Here is an 18,769-nt window from a genome sequence, read left to right as displayed (position 1 = left end):
CAGCCCTCAAAGCCTCAAGCGCGCGCCATCTCCTGAGCGGGCGCCGCCCTCGACTGAGTCTGGGCCAGCGCCGTGGCATCACCCAGGCGGTGTTCGTGTTCCGAGGCGCGCAGCAGATGCTCGCCTGCCGATGCCTGAAAAGCCTCTCGAACCGGAAAGTCCCACATCGCACCCGCGGCATCCTTCCATCCCACACGCGAGCCATCTGCGCTCAGGCCCATCCAGCTGGCCGCCGGCCTCATCTGGTGCTCGGCTGCGGTCCGCACCGCGTAGGCCTGCACCTGCTCGATCTGTTCAGCTGAAAACCCTTGTTTCGACAAACCGGTCCCGAGGCTTTGCCGGGCCTGGGTGTGAATGGCGGCCAGGGATTCCCCGAGTGCCGGAGAAGCTCTCGTGGGGTGAGACGCTTCAGCAAACACGCCGTCCATGGCCTGCTGGGTTTGTTGAACCGGTTGATTCAGCTGGCCGTTGGCCGCCAGCTCGTGGAACTGGCGCTCGATTCGCGTCCGCACCGCCTGCTTCTCGGTCTCCGGCATGCCGGTGTTCAGCATCCGCTGGTCGAACCGGTGCTGCAACAGCACGTGGTTGTCCTTCTGCACATCACTCAGACCGCCATCCTTCAACACGCCACGCATGTGCTCCGGGAAGGTCTCGAAGCGCCCCGGGTCGGCATGCACCGGTGTCGTGCCTCGCGCACCACGCTCGCCGTGCACCCCCCATTGCAGCAGGGGCCGGGAACGTGCCGGGTCGCCATCGACAGGATCGCTGTACAGCTTGTCGCCATTGCGCGCTGTCTGGTACGCCTCGGAGTGCAAAGGGATCGGCTCGTTTGGGTCAAATCGTTGACTGACAGGCACGTCCGCCACCGTCACGCCGCTGTTCTGAAGGTACTTCGTCGAGCCCTCCAGCGCAGCGGCGGCCGTGCCACGTTGGTGAGATCCCCCGCCAATGCCGCAATGGTTGCCATGCAGGTTGACGGTCTCGACGCGCGGGTCGTGGCCGTAGTCGGCTGCCTTGAACTCCGTGCGGAACTCATCGTCGGCACGCACCACCAGCACATCACCCTTCACATTGGGCGGCAGGCGCATGTCGCCTTTGATGTAGCTGTGCACGGGGTCGAGCATCACCATGCCCTTGACCTCGATGCCACCGGGCGGAGCCAGCGGCTTGCCATCCTCGGTCACCAGGCCTTTGTCGTTGAGCATCTGGGCCAACAGGACTTGAGACGCCGTGCCACGGCTGAAACCCACGCTGGAGAGGCTGATGTCTTTGTGGGTTGCGGTGGGGTTGTTATGAAGGTACTTGTCGGCTTGCTCTGCAAAATGTCGATAGGCTTTGTTGGCAGCGACTTGCACCGGCTCTGTTGGAAACGGTCCGGACTGGAGCAAGCCACCCATGTCACCGCCAGTGCCAACGCCAGGGTAATAGCGGACCCTAAGATTTTCATTTGACTGCGAGGCATCCAGAGCCTGTCTGTGCAGATTGGCGACGTTGGTCGGATACGGGTTTCCCGACAGCTTCAAGTTGTCTTTGTCGTTGTTTGTGCCATCAAACGCTGCAAAGAAAACGAACTTTCCGGCTTGTGCGCTGTGAAGCTGCCCCATGGCTTCACGTTGCACTTGCACCTGCTGGATTTCTTCGCGCGACAGATTGCGCTCAACGGTGGTTCCCATACCCGCTCACCTCTTGATCAGATTTTTTTCGACAGTTCGTTGGTGGGGTAGACCTCAAAGGTTTCCCGATACCTGGACAAACTGGTTTTTTTGTTGGGTGGCAGGTCGCTGTTGCGGACCTTGGTTGTGATCACATACACATAGAGCTGCTTGCCCTCGATCACAAACGTCAGACCATGGTCGTTCATGTCTTTGGGCAGCCGTTGGCGCAGATCCACCCGATCCTCAACCAGCTCCCCTGTCGCCTTGATCCGCCATTTGACAAACAAGAACTCTCCGACGGGCATCGGTCCACTGACGCCCTCCGTGGGTGGTAACATTTTCTTACCTTCGTTGATGGGGTGCTCGGGCTTGATGACACTCGCTCGAACCATGCGGTACTGGTCACCGTAGCTGTACTCCAGCAATTCATGGGCCGGATACCACTTGTCGCTCCAGCCATCGAACGTGAAATCGTGCCAAGGCTCCGCCACCTTGGTGGCACATGCCGTGGCCAATGCCAGGATCATCAAAACGCCCACAAAAATCCGCCGAGCTCGCATCAGGTCACCTATTAGGAAAGCGCGGCACCGTTGGCCACGAAGAGGGGGGTTCGAAAAGGTCGGCGCATTCAATACCCACATCGCGCAAACACAGCGGTATCCACCTGATCGCCCGATGGGTCTTCGACCCGGCGGCTAGACCAGTGCAGCTCGTCCTGGCGCAGTTCAAACACATAGGTCTGCAGCACCTTAGGCAACTCATACGGTGGCGCGTCCACCAGCGCCTGCACGCGCCAGGTGTTGGCGCGGCGCGGGGCCACATCGGTCACGAAATGCATGGTGTTCTGACCGGCCGCTGCCCACCGAATCATTTGCCGTTCGCTGACCACCAGCGCTTCGGGGTCAGGCTCCACCGGCAGCTTGCTCAGGTAGTTTTCACATTTGGCCGCGCCCGCCTCGGACTTCGGAAACCACATGCCGCGAATGTCCACCGGTGTGATACCGGTCGCAGGCGTGGCCGCCTGTGCCAACGTGGCCGATACCGCCAGCAGCGGCAGCACAAAACAACGGGAAACAGGGTACGAGATGTTCATGGTGGTTATGTGTCCAAATCCAGCTTGCGCTGGGGGTCAAAGTCAATGCCGGTGATGTAGCGTCGGCCGGCGTGGGCCTGGATGTGCACGATCACGTCGATCGTCAACATCAGCAGGCGTTTGATTTCAGAAAATGCCAGGCCAGACCCTTCTGGCGAGGCCTTCACCATCAGGGCCATCTGGTCCCAGGTCTGGCTGGTGCTGCCGGCATGGCAGCTGGTGATGGAGCCCGGATGGCCCGACGCGCAATTGCGGATGTAATAGAACGATTCGTCGCCCCGTATTTCGGCCAGGATGATGCGATCGGGCTTCATGCGCAGGCAGGCCTCCATGCAACCTTTGGCGGTCACGTTGGCCGTGCCCTGCCCACCGCGCGAGTAGATCAGGTGCACCCGGTTGGGCTGCTCAATGAACAGCTCGCGCGCATCTTCGATGGTGATCAGCCGCTCGTCGTCCGGGATGTGCGTCACCAGCGATTTCATGAACGTCGTCTTGCCACTGCCGGTGGCACCCGAGACCACGATGTTTTTCTTGTAGTGAACCGCCTTGCTGAAGAACCCGTGGTAATCACGCGCCCGCTTGAGCGCCAGCAACTCCTCATCCATGGCGGTGAGTTGGTCGCTGACCTCCAGAATGTTGGCAAAGAAACCGTCTTGCTGGTACTGGTTGAGCGTTCGGGTGTGCCGCGACGGCAGGCGAATCGTGATCGACACATGGTCGGCGGGCACCGCCGGCGGCATCACGAACTGTGCCCGCTGCCCTGTGGGAAAGGTCAGCGAGACCACCGGATCGACGGCCGTGATGCGCTGCCCGGTCTTGCTCTCATTGACCACCGTGGTGCAGAACTGGCGCGCCCGCTCAAAGGTGAGCCCCGGCACATCGATGCGGTCCCAGCCGTCTACGGTCTCCAGAAACACCTCGCCGGGCCGGTTGATGCAGATCTCCGTCACCCTCGGATCGCTCAGAAAGCCGGAAATGCCCAGCACGTGGTACTGGTACTCGAGGAACTCAGTCGAGATGTGCGCGATCTGTTCCGCGCCAAGGTCCACACTCATGTCGCTGACTGCCCATTGTTCATCGCATCACGCTGGAAAAGTCCACATCGCGGGTGGTGAAGATGTTGATCACCGTGCCATTGAGCACCGTCACCGTGGCCTTGCGATTGGCCGAGCGCTCCAGCATGTCGCTGGCGGCCCTCTTGGCGGTGGATGCAGTGGCGCTTTCCCAGGGGTCGTAGCTCAGAACCCGGCCCGAAGTGGAAATTTCAGTGGTGCCCCGGATGTCGTTCCTGTTGGCAAACTTTTGGCCCGCCGCATCAATGCCATCGGCCAGCAAGCTCACCAGCATGGCCGCACCGATGCGCTCGCCCCAATGACCGTTGTAGTCACCTGGAATGCCTGCACTGCCCAGGGCGTCGGTGCCACCGCTGTCTATGCGCACATCCAGCCCGGTCGTGGTCAGCACCCGGGTCCACACCACGCCCACGCGGTCAAAGTTCTCGTCGGCGTATTTGTACTCACCAGTCACCTTGGAACCTTTGTCGATCAGCAGGCGGCTGCCATTGACCGAGTAGATGGGCTCGGTCACGATGCAGGACGTCATGCCCGGCAGCGTGGAGACGATTTTTGTTTCCAGCGAACAGCGAATGAAGGTACCGCGCGTCAGGGTGAACTCGGCGTTGGCCAGCGCTTCGACCGCACCACGCTTGACCGTCGAAAATTCGTCCTCAAACAGCTGGTTCTTCTTGCCCTTGTCCTGCTGGGCCGCGATCAGGTTGTTCTCGCTGGCCATGCGCCGTGCCAGCAGATCGTCCTTCTCCGGTGCAGCACCGGGCGCGCCCGCTGACGCCTCGCCCGGCATCGGTGGCAGGTCCGCCTTGGCCACCACCACCGGTGCGGGTTCGGGTGGCGGAGGCAGCTTGAGCACGGGCTTGTTGGGCACCGTGACCTCTTCATAAGTGACCTGCTTCTTCTTGTCGTCATCGTCGGCCGAAAAGGCGTTGCTGGCCACCCACAGCGTCATGCCGATGGTCGCCAGCGACACCAGCACGATGTAGGCAATGGCCGTCTTGTTGACACCGCGTGTCAAACCTGCCGACAGCTTGGGCATGTTGTCGGAGAGCACGGGGCCTTGCCCGCTGCCTTGGGGAAATGGATTGTTCATGGGTTCCTCCTGAGTCCTACCACGTCATTGCCCAGGCGCATCACCAGAAACGGGTACACGCCCAGAACCACCATCACGTTCTTTTCGCTCTTGGTGTTCACCACAAACTCGTCACCGCTGCGCGAGTTGCGCCCGAAAACGGCTGGAAAATTCGCCATCGGCGGCAGATGGATGTAGGTGAACTGACCGTTGTCGTAGACCCGCGTGGGCACGATGGTCGAGACGTCGGTCAGCGCCGAATAGTCGTAATTGAGGTGATAGCTGCTCTGCGAATTCAGCGCGGCGGCCGTTGGCGAGAGCACCGCGTTGGCCGATGCCAGCGTGCTGGCCTTGTCGGGCGAGTCGCTGCCGTAGACAAAGCGAATCTTGTAGAACACCCCCGCGCTCTTGGCCTCTTCCAGCGTCTTCCATTTGGTGGCCGACACCCGCAGATCCAGCAGGTACGAGCGCATGTTGGTGCGGATGTACATGTTGGTGTCCACGTCCACGTTTTTGGGGCGGATGTAGAAGATGTTGTCCCGCCGCACCAGTTCCCAGCCGTCGCTGAAACCGGTGCCGAAGTCTTTCACCTGTTCCTGCGGGCTGATTTCGATCTGGGTGGCGATGCCCAGACCGGTGTTCACCCGCACCACCTGGTCCTGGCGGTAAGGCACCTCACGCACTTCCTGGGCGTGCGCGGCCCCTGTCCAGGCGCTGGCAGCCATTGCCACCATGGCAACGGCGCTGCGGTATCGGTTGGTTGGTTTCATTCTCGAGCTCTCCCTTTTCGGTTCGATTCAGTGTGGCGGGTTACTGGCTGGCGGTGGGTGTGGCAGGCGCCCCGGGTAAGGTGGGCAGTGCGCCTGGTGTGGCTGGCGCCAGCTCAGCAGCGTTGGCGGGCTGATTGAGTGCGCGGGCGCCCTGGCCGTCAGCGCCGCGGTGCATCACGCCCTCTTCTTCCGTCAGCAACGGAATGCCGATGTCGGGGGTGTTGGCCTTGAACACTGGAGCATTGAATTCGTCGTCCACCCGGAACGAGCTCACCTGAAAGCCCAGCGGGTTGCGAAGGCGCAGGTTGTCGCTCATCTTCAGGTTGTTCTTGTATTCGTAGCTCATGGTGCCGACATGGCTGCTGAGGTACTCGCTGCGGCCGGTGGTTTTATCGAACTTCCACTTCTCGAATCGCACCGTGGCTCCAGTGGGCCGCGCGCCGCGCTCTTCGTCCAGCCCGTTGAAGACGATGCTGTTGATCTTCACGCGGATGGCGAAATTGCGGCCCCACTTCTTCTCGGGGCTCGCAGGGGTGCCGTCGAACTGCTGCACAAACAGGCCTTTGACCTGATCGTTCGACATCGCCGCCACGTACTCCCAGTCGTGCTCATTGATGGTGTCGTAGTCATAGCCTTCCCGGGACATCACAAATCGGGCCACCTGGCTGCGGTTCAGCGCCTCGCTGGCATAGATGCCAGTGGCCGCCACGTTGTCGCGCAGCGGCGATACCGTGCTGGTGCTGCGCTTGAGGTCCACCGTCACCAGATAGGGCACCTTCTCTTTGAGCGGCAGCATGTAGGCCACGCCAACCGCCAGCAGCAACGTGAGCACCATCGAACTGATGGCCACGATCCAGGCCCGGCGCTCGCTGCGCTTGACCATGTCGACCACATTCGACTCGAAATCCATCGACTTCTTGAGCACCTGCTCGGACGCTTCCGACAGGTTTCGCTTAAACAACGCCATGCCTTACTTGCTCTCTTTCTTCGTCATTTCACTGTTTCGCTCCGTTGCCAACGGCTTGCATTGCGCCGCTCAAGGCAGTTTGGTCACCAGCATCGTTCGGTTGGGCGCCACCTGAATCCGCAGCTTCTGGGCTGCGTAATTGCGGCGCACGGTGTTGAGCCCACGCTGCAGGTTGTTGTCTTTGATCGATTCCAGGCCACTCACCAGTGTCAGATCGCTGGGAAATTGCCAGTCCAGCGTGCCACCGTTCTCTTTGGCCCAGCGCTCAAGCATGTGGCGCAGGGTGGCATCGGTGGGCAGCATCTGGAACTTGGGCAGCTCGGTCTCTTCTTTGAGCGGAATCTGCTGCGGGTTGGCGGCCAGCGTATTGACCGGCTTCCAGTTGTCGGCCATGTCGACCGCCTGGGGCGCCGCGCAGGCCTGGAGCAGGCCGGCTAAAAGAATTGCGCCGCAATTCTGCAAGAGGTGACCGGCTTGGGCATTGTGTTTGCGTTCATTCATCGGGATATCGATTCAAAGGAAATGACAAAGAGGAATCAAATGACATTGGTCGGTTTCGGCTCAGTGCGTCTCGACGCATGGGCCTGATTGACCGAGGGCTGTTGGGCCGGCCCTGACGCACCGACGTTCGAAGGCACTTTGTTGCTCAAGGGCGTGTTGGATGCTTGGCGCATTCCAGGTGGCTGATTGGCAGACCCATGGCTGTCAACCGGGCCCTTTGCTGCGGTGGTTGCAACAGCGGTCCCTGCACCACCGCTGGTGGTCGCGGAGGCTCTGGTGTCCCCCCGGCTCACCGCGAGGGAGCTGCCATGCCCCCGCCCGAGCCCGGGGTTCTCTGCGAGTTGGCGCGGGGTGTCTTTGGTTTCGTAGACACCGGTTTTCTCGTTCAGGCGAAGCTCACCCGTCTGCCCCAGCGCATCCTGTTTATGGCGCACCGCAGCCAGACCCGGGTTGTCCACCGTTTGTGCCGCAATCCCCCGGCTCCCCCATTGCGCAGAGTTGCTGCCTGAAGAGCTGGTGCCCGAGCCCCCCTGATCATTGGAAATGCGGGACACCTGTTGCAACACGCCCGCGTTGGTGGCCGAGGTTGAGCCTTCACCTGCCGAGCCACCCGTGTCGGCCCCGCCACTGCTACCCCCGCCCTGGTAACCCAGGCTCCCTGCGCTCTTCCCGCCCAGCAGACCCGCGAGGCCGGCAGACGCCCCCCCGGGCATGGCGCCACCCATGGCCCCGGCCGCAGCGCCCCCCCCCATGGCGCCCGCCATGGCACCGGCGGCGAACGACGCCCCCGAATTGAAGAACTGCATGATCAACGGCGGAACCATGGTCAGCAACGCCGTGGACAGAGCGCCCAGCGAAGCCAGTTGCACCGCACTGCCCCCCATGTCAAACCCCGCAAAACCTTGCAGCATGCCGTTGACGAAATAGGCAAACACCATGGCGCCGCCGTAACGCATCATCATGTCCAGCACGATGCTGCCCACGAGTGTCACCACCGCCAGCGACACCATGGTGCCCAGCAAAAACTTCACCCAGGTCCAGAACATGGCCGAGGTCTGCTGAAACAGCAGGAAAAACAGGAACAGCGGCGCCAGCATGATCGCCAGCACGATCGAAATCTCGGCCATCAGCGACAACACCGACAACAACACCGCCGGGCCACTCTGCCCCACCAGACCCGCCAATGTGGTGAGCGATTTGCCATCAGCGCCTGCCTGCTGACCCCCGGCCATGCCGTCCACCAAGGCATTGAACACCTGGGCCAGTGCCAGATTGATGTCAATCATCTGGTACAGATTGATCTCAGACCCCACCACGGCGGCCGTGATCAACGCTTGAAAATCGGCCACCCAACCGGCAATGATGGGCGACCTGGCCGCAATCAGCGCCACCAGCGACATGATCAATGCCATCTTGCCGGTTTTCAGAAACAGCGGCAGCACTGGCTGTTTGTTGCCGCCCGTCATGATCATGAAACCGTGGTAAATCACCCAGGACGTCATGATCGTGGTCGACATGTAAGCCAGCGCTGTGCCCAATTGAGACGCCACCTGATCGCGGTAGGTGCCAATGAGCATGTCGTCCAGCAAATAACCACGCACGTTGCACATGAATTGAGCGCCGGTGATCACCGATATGTATTTCGAGTCCAGCGTGCTCAATGCGGCCAGAAGCGCACCCGGCAGGGAGATGGTGGTACAAGGCATGAATCAACCTTTGGTGGAATTCAAGGGTGAACAACAACAGCTGGCGCAACGCGCCTGCCGCCCGAACACCAAAATGAACTAACAATGCGCACGGTCATTTCCTGAAAAATGGCACTGTGCCCAGATTGATGCCACCTGCCGCTCCGCCCGGTGGCCGCGTATCGGTGGCACGGCGCGCTTCGGCCATCTGCATTTCATACATGTGCTCGCGCTGCTTGTAGCCGTAGCGCAGCGCTTCGAGTTCCATGGCGTCGTTCTGCATCTGGGCCTGAACGCCCTGCAGTTCGAATTGATAGCGCTGGAGTTGGCCAGCTTCCGTATCAGGTTTGGTACCTCGCGCAGCATCCACCAACTGCCTTATCTTGGTTCTACGGTCACGAATTCTCACCACGATAGCTTCGGTCTGATCCAAAGTTTTGAGCTGCAGATTTCGTAAACCCAGGCAAGCGTTGTAGTGATTAAGGTTCAGATTTTTATCCCCACAATCGGCCATCGACTTAACATACCGCTCAGGATTACTCACGCTGACAGCGGCAAAATCTTCGCTAAACAGTGCTTGCTGATCAAAGTCTTGAAGCTTCTTGTCGCCAATGCTCTTAACACGATTTATTTGCTCCAATAATTTCCTTACCTCCTCATCCAAAACCGCCCATTGCGAGAATGCCCTAATTGGCAACAGGAGCATGATCAATATGGCAAATTTTTTCATCCTTTACCTCAAATAAAGTTCCGAACAATTTTCCCACCGGAGACACCTTTAACCCAATAGGTTGCACTGGTTATTGTGACCTTGGTATTCGATCCTATCGGTGCAGTTACCACTGTCAGATACTCAGAACCGTTATCCCAGGCAAGCGGACCGTCATTCGGAGGCCAACCTACTGCAGCAGTGATTTCGTCTTCTGTCATTCCAGCTACTAAGCGATCCAAAGCAGCACGCAGATCCCGTGAATCATCCGAATCACTGCCGCCTCCTCCACCCCCGCAAGCAGCCAGCAACGCCCCCAAGCCCAAACCCGTTCCGATGCGAAACACCTGGCGACGGTGCGATGGGCTGATCTCCTTCTTTAACAGCGTCATGAGATAACTCCTTGTGTGGTGACAGAAACAAAAATTGGAAACCGAATGGAACAGACCATGCATTGCCAAGCACTCAGGCGAGTGCTTGGCAATGCATGCCCAAATTCATTGTGTGTGCTGCAACGTCAAGACCAATGACCCCACCCTCACCGCCAAGTGGCCGCGTATCGATGGGGGCAGGCACTTGCGCAGATCCCCGGTCTTCGTGCTCCTTGCGTGTGGCTTTGTCGCGCCATTTCACAGAGAGGAAATCGCCGATCGAGATGTATCCGCACCCGCCCAGCCGGGGCTGCCCGCTTTCCGCCTCATGCTGGGTGTCGGCACCAGGCCAGTGCTGCAGAGGCAGCGTGCAGGCCACAAACGGCCTCCGCCCTGGCCGACGAAGCCCGGTGTGCTTCATGTCAGAAAAACCCCGACCGGTTGCCCAGGCCATACCACTTGCCACCTGAACGCTCGCAGTTCTTCTTGCTCTTCTTCCATTCGAAGTAGCTTTGCGGGGTGTAGTGGTGGTGGTTGGAGAGCGATGCCTCGCCGCCCGCACCACCGCTGCGGGCACCAATGCAGGTGCCCAGCGCGGCGGGTGGGCATTTGGGCACCAGTTGGGAGTCGATCTGCATGGGCGTCATCTGCACGGTGCACGCTTTTTGCAGGTCTTCGGCGCTGTCACCACCGGTGGGCATGCTTTCCCAACAGCTGAGCAGCGGCAGACTCGGGCGAGTGATGTCCATCTTGCCCTTTTGAAGGCACGACACCCCCAGACCCGCCTCGCTCGGCTCGGGCATCTCAACGCCCTTGGGCAGCTTGTCCAGAATCTGCGTGTCTGGGATTTCGGGCAGCTCGCCCGGTTTGGGCGGCTTGGGCAGGCCAAGCGCCAAGGCGGCGCCACTGATCACGAGACAGGTCAAGGTCACTGAGACACGGACCGTTCTCCGTTGCTGGATATTTTTCATTGAGTTCCCCCTGTGGTTTTTTTGGTTGGCGAGCGCGGCAACCCACCGTCACTGCCCTTCGAAACAGTTTGGCTACTGGCCCTCCATGAGGTGCTGGCACTCCTCCAGACCGTCGGGAGCGCCGGGTTTGCCTTTGTAGTCAAAGGGCATTTTTCCGGGGCTCTTCCAGGTGCCGGGCTTGAGGCCTCTGGGGCAAACGGTTTCGTATTTGTTGGTCCACTTCGGGTTGAAGCAGTACTGGTTGACGATCTTCCAGGTGCCTGAGATCGGGTTCACGCCCACCCAGCAGTGCGGCGGGTAGCCATAGGCACAGAACGAAAACACGTCCTGGTCGGCGGGCAGGTCGTCGTCGAAGAAGGCACCGGGAGCTTTGGCGGTACCCGAAGGGGCCAGGCCACCGCATTTGGACTGCCCGGCCGTGGCCCAGACGGAAGGCGCGGTCAGAGCGGCTGCGGCAAGCACAGCCAGGGGCGCCAGACGGCAAAGACCCATGGAAATGGCAGGGTGCAGAAAACGCATGTCAGGAGACTCCCTCGGCTTCGTCGGTCGGCGCGTGGCGCAGGAATTCATTGGTGTTGGCCATCAGCGCCTTGCGCTGGGTGCGCATGCCTTTGCGGCGCAGATGAAATTCGGGCAGCCAGCTGTCGGGCAGGTGCGGCGTGGGGTGCTCGGCCAGCAAGGCGGAGAGAATTTCCACGTTGTCGCTGGAGCCCGAGAGGACGGCGAGTTCGTCGTCCATGCCATTGAGGTTGAGCTGGCACAGCACCGCGTTGTGCCCCTGCTTCACCAGAAAGCAGCGGCTGCGCTCGTCCAAGCCGACCACCAGTTCGAACTCGGCCCGGGTGAGCTTGAGCCCTTCGAGGTAGTCCTTGGCGTCGGCGTTGGGGTTGGGCAGCAGGATCAGCGTGGCGGTCTGCTCGATCAGCGCGGCCGAAATGTCGCTGTTGAGGGCATCTTGCGGGCTCTGGGTGGCAAAAATGCCCAGGCCGTTCTGTTTACGGATGGTTTTCTGCTTGTTTTTGGCAAAGTCTTTGAGACCGCCCTTGCCTTCCAGCACCTTCCAGAACTCGTCCATCACATAGATGAAGGGGCGGCCGTCGATCAGGCTCTCCATGCGGTGCAGCAGGTACTGGATGATGGGTTCGCGCGTCTTGGCGTCTTCAATGACCTCGGTGTAATCGAATCCGACGATGTTGGAGCCTGAAAAGTCGATGTTGTCTTTGGGGTTGTCAAACACCCAGGCGTAGGGGCCACCCTTGCACCAGACGGATATGCACTCGAAGAGGCTGTTTTCGCCCATGTTGGGCAAGCTCTTCTGCAGGTTGGTCATGGTGCGCAGGTGCGGGGGCGTGTCGAGAATGGCCCGCACCGCGCGAATGAGGTCTTCCAGTTCACCGGCAGCGTATTTGTCTTTGCCGCACAGGGTCTGCATCAACTCCACCAGAAACTGCTCGTTTTCGGGGGTGTTCTCGCACTGCAGCGGGTTGAAGCCGGTGGGCTTGCCTTTTTCCAGCGTGAAGTAGCGCCCGCCACAGGCGCGAATAAAAATTTCTGCACCGCGGTCTTTGTCGAAGAAAAAGATCGTGGGCTCCGGGTCGATCTTCTGTACCTGGGCCAGAAGGAAGTTGATGAGCGCGGTTTTGCCTGTGCCCGACTTTCCGATCACCATGGTGTTGGCAATCGCCTTCTCACCGAGCGAATACTCATGCGGCTTGGTCGCGTGAAAGTTGAAGTGGTAGGCTTGGTTGTTCAGGGTTTGCAGGATGCTGACCGACGGCCCCCACGGGTTGAACTGCGGTTTGCCAGTGGCAAAGTTGTGCAGCGGGCTCAAGCCCAGGAAATTCAGTGAACTCAGGTTGGCAATGCGCGGGCGAAAGCGCCAGTTGCAGGGCAGTTGCGCGTAGAAGGCGGCGGGAACCGCCACATCTTCCTTGACGGTAACGAAACTGGCCCCCGAGAGCTGCGCCCGGGCTTGCGCGATGTGGTTGTAGAGCTCTTCCTGGCCGCTGGCGAAGATCGCCATATTGAAGTGGTATTGGCCCAGCACGAAGTTGCCCGACGCCAGTTGGTCCATGGCGTAGTCGAGTTCAACGATCTGGCTGACCGCCTTGTCTTCGGACGACAACATGGCGCCCTTGGTGCGCTCCAGCGCCTTCATGGAGTCGTAACGGCTCATGGGCGTGAAGGAATGCGTGACGATGTACTCGAACTCCAGGTACTTCAAGCCATTGAGAATGCCAGGCCATGAGTTGTCGGCGTATTCCTTGATGTTCAGAATGGCGCCGTAGTAGTTGTCGCCGTTGGCGGTGCGGATTGCAAAATCCCCGCTGCCGGTCGAAAACATGTGCTTGCTGGTGGGCAGGTAGTTGTAAATCGGCGCCGGCAACACGGGCGCGGGCTCGTCCACATGATTGATGAGATAGCCGAAAAATTCGAGATTCTCGGAAAACACCTGCTTGTTGACGCTCTCGTACAAGCCCAGCCGATAGGGTGAATAGTCTTGCAGCAGCGCTTCGACGTTGCCCACCAGTTCATAGATCTTTTCGAGATACGCCTTTTCCTCCCGACGCAACACCTCGACATCTCGCGAGATGGCGGCAAATTTCTTGCCGCTGACCACCGGGCGATAAATCATGGTCAGGTAGAGCTCGTTCTGCATCAACCGCTTGCTGGACAAGCGCTCGATGTACTTTTCGTGCAGGTCCTGGCTGAACTGGTGCGGATACCGGGCGTCTGCCTTGATGGGGCGACGCCGCCGGATATCGTGCGCCCAGAAAGCCAAGTTTTCGAAATCCGGCGCGCGAAGGCTTTGCAACAGGTTGTTGAACGCCTTGTGCCGGTGCTCCAGTTCCCAGTCTTCGCGCCCCACAAACGGAAAACCGCTCAGCAACCAGGTGATCACATAGTCACCCTCCCGCGACTTCACCACGTGGGTGTCCACATGGGTACTGAACGGAATGAAATTGCTGTAGTCAGCGTCGGGGGAGATCAAGGACATGGTTCAGGATTGGCAGCAAGCGGCAAAGGAGGTAAGCTCAAAGGTAGGGCCTGATTGGCTTCTTGCGCCCCTCGCGCCGCACTTCCGGTGCAAATACCCACGCCCCGTCGTACTGGCGCAAATTGCGAGGCAAGAACCGGAACACCAAATGCAACCCAATTAGGCGAAAGATCATTTCATCCTTCTTGGCAATCATTCTCATCATGAAAATAATGAAAGGAATTGCAAGAAGAATGTAGAGAGAAAGGTACATGGCCAGAAGCAAAGGCACCCCGGCACCTACCATAAAGGGAATATACGGCACCCCAAGAATCATGGGGGGACGCGTACAACCTCTAAATAGAACATCCTTGTGCATGGAGTATGGAAATTTTTATCTATCAGCAGGTAGCGGCAGATCCGGCATTTAGCACCCAGTCCCCCACAAACCAGCCCGCAATTGTTGCGGCACCACCGATCAGCAGGCCTCCAACCAATATGGGAGCAACATCTGAAAGACGTTTGTGCGCAAAGGCGATTTGATACCCGGCAAAAACAATGGCAATCGTAACAATGGAAATCGAGGCAACCCGTAGTATGGTCTCGAAGTTGCTGAAGAATCCCGTAACCTTTGTGCAGGCCTCACCAAAGTCCGCATAGCTCGTCGTGGGCATCATTGCAGAAACTGCAAAGACAAGAGCCATCACCACAATGGTTTGATATTCAATATTGGAAATCTTAAGGGTCGATTTATTCATATTAACTTTCTACTTCAGTTTTTCAAAACACAAAATATTGATCATTCGGGGAGTTTTTATCCCCACCTAGGTTGGTTCGACCATCAGCCGCTGGGCTGGTAGTCATGTTTTCAGGCTTCCCTGAAGACTCGGTGGAGTGCAATAAGCTGCCGCCTTTTCGGGCATACATCGCACGGTGTGCACTGGGTTTCCCGGATTTGAGGGCACTACCTCCGCCGGATAGCGGAGATGTATTCAAATCAGGTAATGGAAGCTTCTCCGCAGGTACGCCCGCACTGGTGGATGGCAACAGGCGTGTTTGGTAGGGATCCCCATTGACGCCAACCACTTGCGTCGGGATGTTGCTGAGGCCACCCGCTGGCGGTTTGCTTGCTGGCGGCACAATGGCACCTGGTCCAGGAACAGGTACGGCAGGACGGTTTTCAGCCGTTTCAACGCCAGCACCATCGGTTGGTGATGGCCGGGCGGGCGTCTGAGCGTTGGCCAACGCCGACGCCATCACGGACAACGGCGTTGTGGGCTGGTACTTGCGAATGGTGTGTGGCCCCGGATACGCAGCGGCCGCTCCCGAGGGCGCGACAACTCGAGCAGCAGGTGCGGAGAACACGGCATCGCCACCGCCCAACGGCACTTTGTCTTCGCGAGCCAGCTTTCGCGGGCTGTTGTTGTACGGAATGATCCTGACCGGTTCGGCTTGCGCCACAAGGCCATATTGAACCTTGCGCATGGACGCGAAGATCTTTTGAACGTAGCCGTGCTCGAAACCGGTGGCGAAATTGCCCGAGTAATAGCAGCTGAAGGCTTTACCCCAGTCTTGGGCGCGGTCGTAGCACTCGCGAAGAATGCGAGAGCCTGCTCTGAGATTGGAGCAGACGTCAAAGGCATCGGCGTAGGTCTTCAAGCCGTATTTCGCCAGGTTGTAGCGATTGACCTGAGCGATACCGACGGAGAAGTTGTAACCCTCTTGCTTCAGCTGCCTAACCGCAGCCAGCGCTTCGTCAAGGCTTTTGGGTTGGCGCGCAAGATATCCGCCCACGACGCCAATGGCGAAGGGATTTCGCGATGACTCGACGTGAACCACGTGCTGCATCACTTCTTTGGGAACCGAAAGATCGGGGCATTCCAGCATGAGAACCATGACGCGGCGAACGCACAAAGCCCTGAATCAATGCCAGCCGAACGTGTGTCGACCATGATGACCAGAGCGATCGCTGAGATGCGGCCGCTTCCTCCTGAAATTCTGTTTTATTGCGGCGCATTGTAACTTGTGTACTAGTGGAAACGGTGACGTGAATATTCACTGAACACCTTAGTTGACACAATATGTAACTTTGCGCGCCAAAACGTTTCTCAGGCTGCTTGTTTCTCTGAGGCTTGCAAAGCCGACCACACCTTCAATGCATCCACTGTCTGGTGCACGTCGTGCACCCGAACCACGCTCGCACCCCGCTCCACGGCCAGCAAGGCTGCGGCGATGCTGGCCGACACGCGCTCGGCCGGAACCGGTCTCCCAGTGACCGCGCCGAGCGAAGACTTGCGCGACCAGCCCGCCAGTACCGGATACCCCAGCGCGAGCAACTCGTTCTGGCGCCCGAGCAGCGAGAAGTTCTGCGCAACCGTTTTGCCAAAGCCGATGCCAGGGTCCAGCGCGATCCGGTTGCGCGCAACACCAATATTGTTCAATGCCTGGGCACGTCTCATCAAAAACTCGGCGACCTGCGACGGCACATCGCCTTCCATCGGCGCCACCTGCATGGTCTGGGGATCTCGATGCATGTGCATGAGACACACACCGCAGCGTGGATGAGAAGCCACAACGCCCACGGCGTCGCCCTGCCTCAACGCCCAGATGTCGTTGACGATGTCAACGCCCAAGTCCAGAACGGCGCGCATCACCTCCGGTTTGTAGGTATCGACCGACACAGGCACCCCCAGCTTGACTGCTTCGCGCACCACAGGAAGCACCCGGGCCAACTCCTCATGCAACGGGACTGCGGGGCTACCGGGACGGGTGGATTCACCACCGATGTCAAGGATGTGTGCGCCTTCCTCGATCAGCTGTTCACAATGGCGCATTGCGGCCGAGGTCCCTGCGTGTTGTCCACCATCAGAAAATGAGTCGGGTGTGACATTGACAATGCCCATGACCTGGGGGGCGCTCAGGTCGATGTCGAAGCGGGTGGTGATCCAGTGCATGGGGTCCGAAGCTCCAATGAAAACGGGGCCGTGAGGCCCCGTGAATGCAGCGAAATAAACGGAATCAGGCCGCGTTGGGTGCCGGATCGGTCGTCACCGCAGGTGTTCCACCACTGCCGCCACCACCCACAGAGGGGTTGCGAGGCGTCCAGTCCTTCGGCGGGCGCGGTGGCTTGCCAGCCATGATGTCATCGATCTGCTCAGCGTCGATGGTCTCCCATTCCAGCAAGGCCTTGGCCATGGCGTGCATCTTGTCACTGTGCTCTTCGATCAGATCACGCGCGAGCTTGTACTGCTGGTCGATGATGCGCCGCACCTCCGCGTCCACCTTTTGCATGGTCTGTTCGCTCATGTTGGTGGTTTTGGTCACCGAGCGACCCAGAAACACTTCACCTTCGTTTTCGGCGTACACCATCGGGCCGAGTGCATCGGTCATGCCATAGCGCATCACCATGTCGCGAGCAATCGACGTGGCGCGCTCGAAATCATTGGAAGCGCCGGTGGTCATCTGGTTCATGAACACTTCTTCCGCAATACGGCCACCAAACAGCATGCTGATCTGATTCAGCATGTAGTCCTTGTCGTAGCTGTAGCGGTCCTGCGCAGGCAGACTCATGGTCACGCCCAGCGCGCGACCGCGAGGAATGATGGTGACCTTGTGCACGGGGTCGCATTTGGGCATCAGTTTGCCAATGAGGGCGTGACCGGCCTCGTGGTAAGCCGTGTTCTTGCGCTCCTCTTCGGGCATCACCATGCTCTTGCGCTCGGGGCCCATGAAGATTTTGTCTTTGGCCTTCTCGAAGTCCTGCATCTCCACCACACGCGCGTTGCGGCGTGCGGCCATCAACGCGGCTTCGTTGCAAAGATTGGCCAGATCGGCGCCACTCATTCCGGGCGTGCCTCGAGCGATCACGCTCGGGTTCACGTCGGTGCCCAGCGGCACTTTGCGCATGTGCACGTTCAGGATCTGCTCACGTCCGCGGATGTCGGGCAGCGTCACATAGACCTGGCGGTCGAAGCGCCCAGGGCGCAGCAGGGCGGCGTCCAGGATGTCCGGTCGGTTGGTGGCGGCCACCACGATGACCCCCAGATTGGTCTCGAAACCGTCCATTTCGACGAGCATCTGGTTCAGGGTCTGTTCGCGCTCGTCGTTGCCACCGCCCAAGCCAGCACCACGCTGGCGTCCGACGGCGTCAATCTCATCGATGAAGATGATGCAAGGCGCGTTCTTTTTGGCGTTCTCGAACATGTCGCGCACACGGGCTGCACCGACGCCGACGAACATTTCCACGAAGTCAGAGCCCGAGATGCTGAAGAACGGCACCTTGGCTTCACCCGCGATGCCCTTGGCCAGCAGCGTCTTGCCGGTGCCCGGAGGGCCGACCAGCAGCAGGCCGCGCGGAATGCGACCACCCAGTTTCTGGAACTTGGCTGGGTCCTTCAGGAAGTCCACGACCTCCTTCACCTCTTCCTTGGCCTCATCGCAACCGGCGACGTCGGCAAATGTCACGGTGTTGTTGTTTTCGTCGAGCATGCGGGCTTTGCTCTTGCCGAAGCTGAATGCGCCGCCCTTGCCGCCGCCCTGCATCTGCCGCATGAAATAAATCCACACGCCAATCAGCAGCAGCATCGGCCCCCAGCTGACCAGCAACGTCATCAGCAGCGAGCCCTCTTCACGGGGGCGCACATCGAACTTCACGTTGTTGTTGATCAGGTCACCCACCAGCCCGCGGTCGAGGTAGGTGGCGGTGGTGCGCACCCGGCGATCGTCCTGGGTGACGGCCACGATTTCGGTACCGCCTTGACCTTCCTGGATGGTGGCGGACTTGAGTCCGCCTGACTTCACCAGATCCAGAAATTCGGAATACCCCACGGTGCCGGCGCCCGCAGACGTGCGGCCGTCAAACTGCTTGAAAACAGTGAAAAGCACCATGGCGATGACCATCCACACGGCGATTTTCGAGAACCACTGGT

General features: G+C 59.5%; 19 protein-coding genes. All 19 read right to left on the bottom strand.

Annotated features, from left to right (window positions below; all coding sequences use genetic code 11):
• Positions 1–14: 14 nt before the first annotated feature.
• On the bottom strand, positions 15–1,673 hold the full coding sequence (locus IV088_RS15475; protein ID WP_291103810.1) for a DUF2235 domain-containing protein: 1,659 nt from the start codon (positions 1,671–1,673) through the stop codon (positions 15–17).
• Between the two features lie 17 nt (positions 1,674–1,690).
• Positions 1,691–2,182 (bottom strand): hypothetical protein, encoded by a 492-nt coding sequence (locus tag IV088_RS15470; protein WP_291103808.1) that lies wholly within the window; start codon positions 2,180–2,182, stop codon positions 1,691–1,693.
• 101 nt (positions 2,183–2,283) lie between these two features.
• The gene (locus IV088_RS15465; RefSeq protein WP_291103806.1) at positions 2,284–2,748 is read right to left on the bottom strand and encodes a hypothetical protein; all 465 of its coding nucleotides are present in this window, start codon (positions 2,746–2,748) and stop codon (positions 2,284–2,286) included.
• A 5-nt stretch (positions 2,749–2,753) separates the two neighbouring features.
• The gene (gene virB11 / locus IV088_RS15460; RefSeq protein ID WP_291103803.1) at positions 2,754–3,803 is read right to left on the bottom strand and encodes a P-type DNA transfer ATPase VirB11; all 1,050 of its coding nucleotides are present in this window, start codon (positions 3,801–3,803) and stop codon (positions 2,754–2,756) included.
• Between the two features lie 19 nt (positions 3,804–3,822).
• Entirely contained in the window at positions 3,823–4,911 is a 1,089-nt protein-coding gene (locus tag IV088_RS15455; protein WP_291103800.1) for a TrbI/VirB10 family protein, read from the bottom strand.
• Positions 4,908–5,660, bottom strand: a complete 753-nt coding sequence (locus IV088_RS15450) for a TrbG/VirB9 family P-type conjugative transfer protein (RefSeq protein ID WP_291103797.1) — start codon at positions 5,658–5,660, stop codon at positions 4,908–4,910. The genes IV088_RS15455 and IV088_RS15450 overlap by 4 nt, the downstream gene beginning before the upstream one ends.
• A 40-nt stretch (positions 5,661–5,700) precedes the next feature.
• A complete protein-coding gene (locus IV088_RS15445) occupies positions 5,701–6,627 on the bottom strand; it encodes a VirB8/TrbF family protein (protein ID WP_291103794.1) in 927 nt (308 codons plus the stop codon).
• A 69-nt stretch (positions 6,628–6,696) separates the two neighbouring features.
• A complete protein-coding gene (locus IV088_RS15440) occupies positions 6,697–7,020 on the bottom strand; it encodes a TcpQ domain-containing protein (RefSeq protein ID WP_077335308.1) in 324 nt (107 codons plus the stop codon).
• 143 nt (positions 7,021–7,163) lie between these two features.
• On the bottom strand, positions 7,164–8,834 hold the full coding sequence (locus IV088_RS15435) for a type IV secretion system protein (RefSeq protein WP_291103791.1): 1,671 nt from the start codon (positions 8,832–8,834) through the stop codon (positions 7,164–7,166).
• Between the two features lie 94 nt (positions 8,835–8,928).
• The gene (locus IV088_RS15430; RefSeq protein ID WP_291103788.1) at positions 8,929–9,543 is read right to left on the bottom strand and encodes a hypothetical protein; all 615 of its coding nucleotides are present in this window, start codon (positions 9,541–9,543) and stop codon (positions 8,929–8,931) included.
• Positions 9,544–9,551: 8 nt separating this feature from the next.
• Positions 9,552–9,914, bottom strand: a complete 363-nt coding sequence (locus tag IV088_RS15425; protein ID WP_291103785.1) for a hypothetical protein — start codon at positions 9,912–9,914, stop codon at positions 9,552–9,554.
• 401 nt (positions 9,915–10,315) lie between these two features.
• Positions 10,316–10,825, bottom strand: coding sequence for a hypothetical protein (locus IV088_RS15420; protein ID WP_291103782.1), 510 nt, complete (start codon positions 10,823–10,825; stop codon positions 10,316–10,318).
• Between the two features lie 111 nt (positions 10,826–10,936).
• The gene (locus IV088_RS15415) at positions 10,937–11,383 is read right to left on the bottom strand and encodes a hypothetical protein (protein ID WP_291103779.1); all 447 of its coding nucleotides are present in this window, start codon (positions 11,381–11,383) and stop codon (positions 10,937–10,939) included.
• Between the two features lies 1 nt (position 11,384).
• Positions 11,385–13,862: a VirB4 family type IV secretion/conjugal transfer ATPase gene (locus IV088_RS15410; RefSeq protein WP_291103776.1), complete on the bottom strand. Its 2,478-nt coding sequence runs from the start codon at positions 13,860–13,862 to the stop codon at positions 11,385–11,387.
• Positions 13,863–13,899: 37 nt separating this feature from the next.
• A complete protein-coding gene (locus IV088_RS15405; protein WP_291103773.1) occupies positions 13,900–14,220 on the bottom strand; it encodes a VirB3 family type IV secretion system protein in 321 nt (106 codons plus the stop codon).
• Between the two features lie 22 nt (positions 14,221–14,242).
• Positions 14,243–14,599 carry a TrbC/VirB2 family protein gene (locus IV088_RS15400; RefSeq protein ID WP_291103770.1) on the bottom strand — a complete coding sequence of 119 codons (357 nt, stop codon included), beginning with the start codon at positions 14,597–14,599 and terminating at the stop codon, positions 14,243–14,245.
• Positions 14,600–14,621: 22 nt separating this feature from the next.
• Positions 14,622–15,737, bottom strand: a complete 1,116-nt coding sequence (locus IV088_RS15395) for a lytic transglycosylase domain-containing protein (RefSeq protein WP_291103767.1) — start codon at positions 15,735–15,737, stop codon at positions 14,622–14,624.
• Positions 15,738–15,949: 212 nt separating this feature from the next.
• Positions 15,950–16,795: a dihydropteroate synthase gene (gene folP, locus IV088_RS15390; protein WP_291103758.1), complete on the bottom strand. Its 846-nt coding sequence runs from the start codon at positions 16,793–16,795 to the stop codon at positions 15,950–15,952.
• 64 nt (positions 16,796–16,859) lie between these two features.
• A partial coding sequence (gene ftsH / locus IV088_RS15385; protein WP_291103755.1) for an ATP-dependent zinc metalloprotease FtsH occupies positions 16,860–18,769 on the bottom strand: 1,910 nt, incomplete at its 5' end.

Source organism: Hydrogenophaga sp. (assembly GCF_018780075.1).
GTDB lineage: Bacteria > Pseudomonadota > Gammaproteobacteria > Burkholderiales > Burkholderiaceae_C > Hydrogenophaga.
The sequence above is the reverse complement of the archived record's forward strand: the minus strand, read 5'-3'. Positions and strand labels throughout refer to the sequence as shown.

What these genes read in the sequence shown, in the direction of transcription:
- IV088_RS15395 (WP_291103767.1), bottom strand. Translation starts at nt 15,737, where the DNA reads ATGGTTCTCATGCTGGAATGCCCCGATCTTTCGGTTCCCAAAGAAGTG.
- IV088_RS15415 (WP_291103779.1), bottom strand. Translation starts at nt 11,383, where the DNA reads ATGCGTTTTCTGCACCCTGCCATTTCCATGGGTCTTTGCCGTCTGGCG.
- IV088_RS15405 (WP_291103773.1), bottom strand. Translation starts at nt 14,220, where the DNA reads ATGCACAAGGATGTTCTATTTAGAGGTTGTACGCGTCCCCCCATGATT.
- IV088_RS15455 (WP_291103800.1), bottom strand. Translation starts at nt 4,911, where the DNA reads ATGAACAATCCATTTCCCCAAGGCAGCGGGCAAGGCCCCGTGCTCTCC.
- IV088_RS15430 (WP_291103788.1), bottom strand. Translation starts at nt 9,543, where the DNA reads ATGAAAAAATTTGCCATATTGATCATGCTCCTGTTGCCAATTAGGGCA.
- IV088_RS15470 (WP_291103808.1), bottom strand. Translation starts at nt 2,182, where the DNA reads ATGATCCTGGCATTGGCCACGGCATGTGCCACCAAGGTGGCGGAGCCT.
- IV088_RS15410 (WP_291103776.1), bottom strand. Translation starts at nt 13,862, where the DNA reads ATGTCCTTGATCTCCCCCGACGCTGACTACAGCAATTTCATTCCGTTC.
- IV088_RS15400 (WP_291103770.1), bottom strand. Translation starts at nt 14,599, where the DNA reads ATGAATAAATCGACCCTTAAGATTTCCAATATTGAATATCAAACCATT.
- IV088_RS15445 (WP_291103794.1), bottom strand. Translation starts at nt 6,627, where the DNA reads ATGGCGTTGTTTAAGCGAAACCTGTCGGAAGCGTCCGAGCAGGTGCTC.
- IV088_RS15440 (WP_077335308.1), bottom strand. Translation starts at nt 7,020, where the DNA reads ATGGCCGACAACTGGAAGCCGGTCAATACGCTGGCCGCCAACCCGCAG.
- IV088_RS15450 (WP_291103797.1), bottom strand. Translation starts at nt 5,660, where the DNA reads ATGAAACCAACCAACCGATACCGCAGCGCCGTTGCCATGGTGGCAATG.
- folP (WP_291103758.1), bottom strand. Translation starts at nt 16,795, where the DNA reads ATGCACTGGATCACCACCCGCTTCGACATCGACCTGAGCGCCCCCCAG.
- IV088_RS15465 (WP_291103806.1), bottom strand. Translation starts at nt 2,748, where the DNA reads ATGAACATCTCGTACCCTGTTTCCCGTTGTTTTGTGCTGCCGCTGCTG.
- IV088_RS15475 (WP_291103810.1), bottom strand. Translation starts at nt 1,673, where the DNA reads ATGGGAACCACCGTTGAGCGCAATCTGTCGCGCGAAGAAATCCAGCAG.
- IV088_RS15425 (WP_291103785.1), bottom strand. Translation starts at nt 9,914, where the DNA reads ATGACGCTGTTAAAGAAGGAGATCAGCCCATCGCACCGTCGCCAGGTG.
- virB11 (WP_291103803.1), bottom strand. Translation starts at nt 3,803, where the DNA reads ATGAGTGTGGACCTTGGCGCGGAACAGATCGCGCACATCTCGACTGAG.
- IV088_RS15435 (WP_291103791.1), bottom strand. Translation starts at nt 8,834, where the DNA reads ATGCCTTGTACCACCATCTCCCTGCCGGGTGCGCTTCTGGCCGCATTG.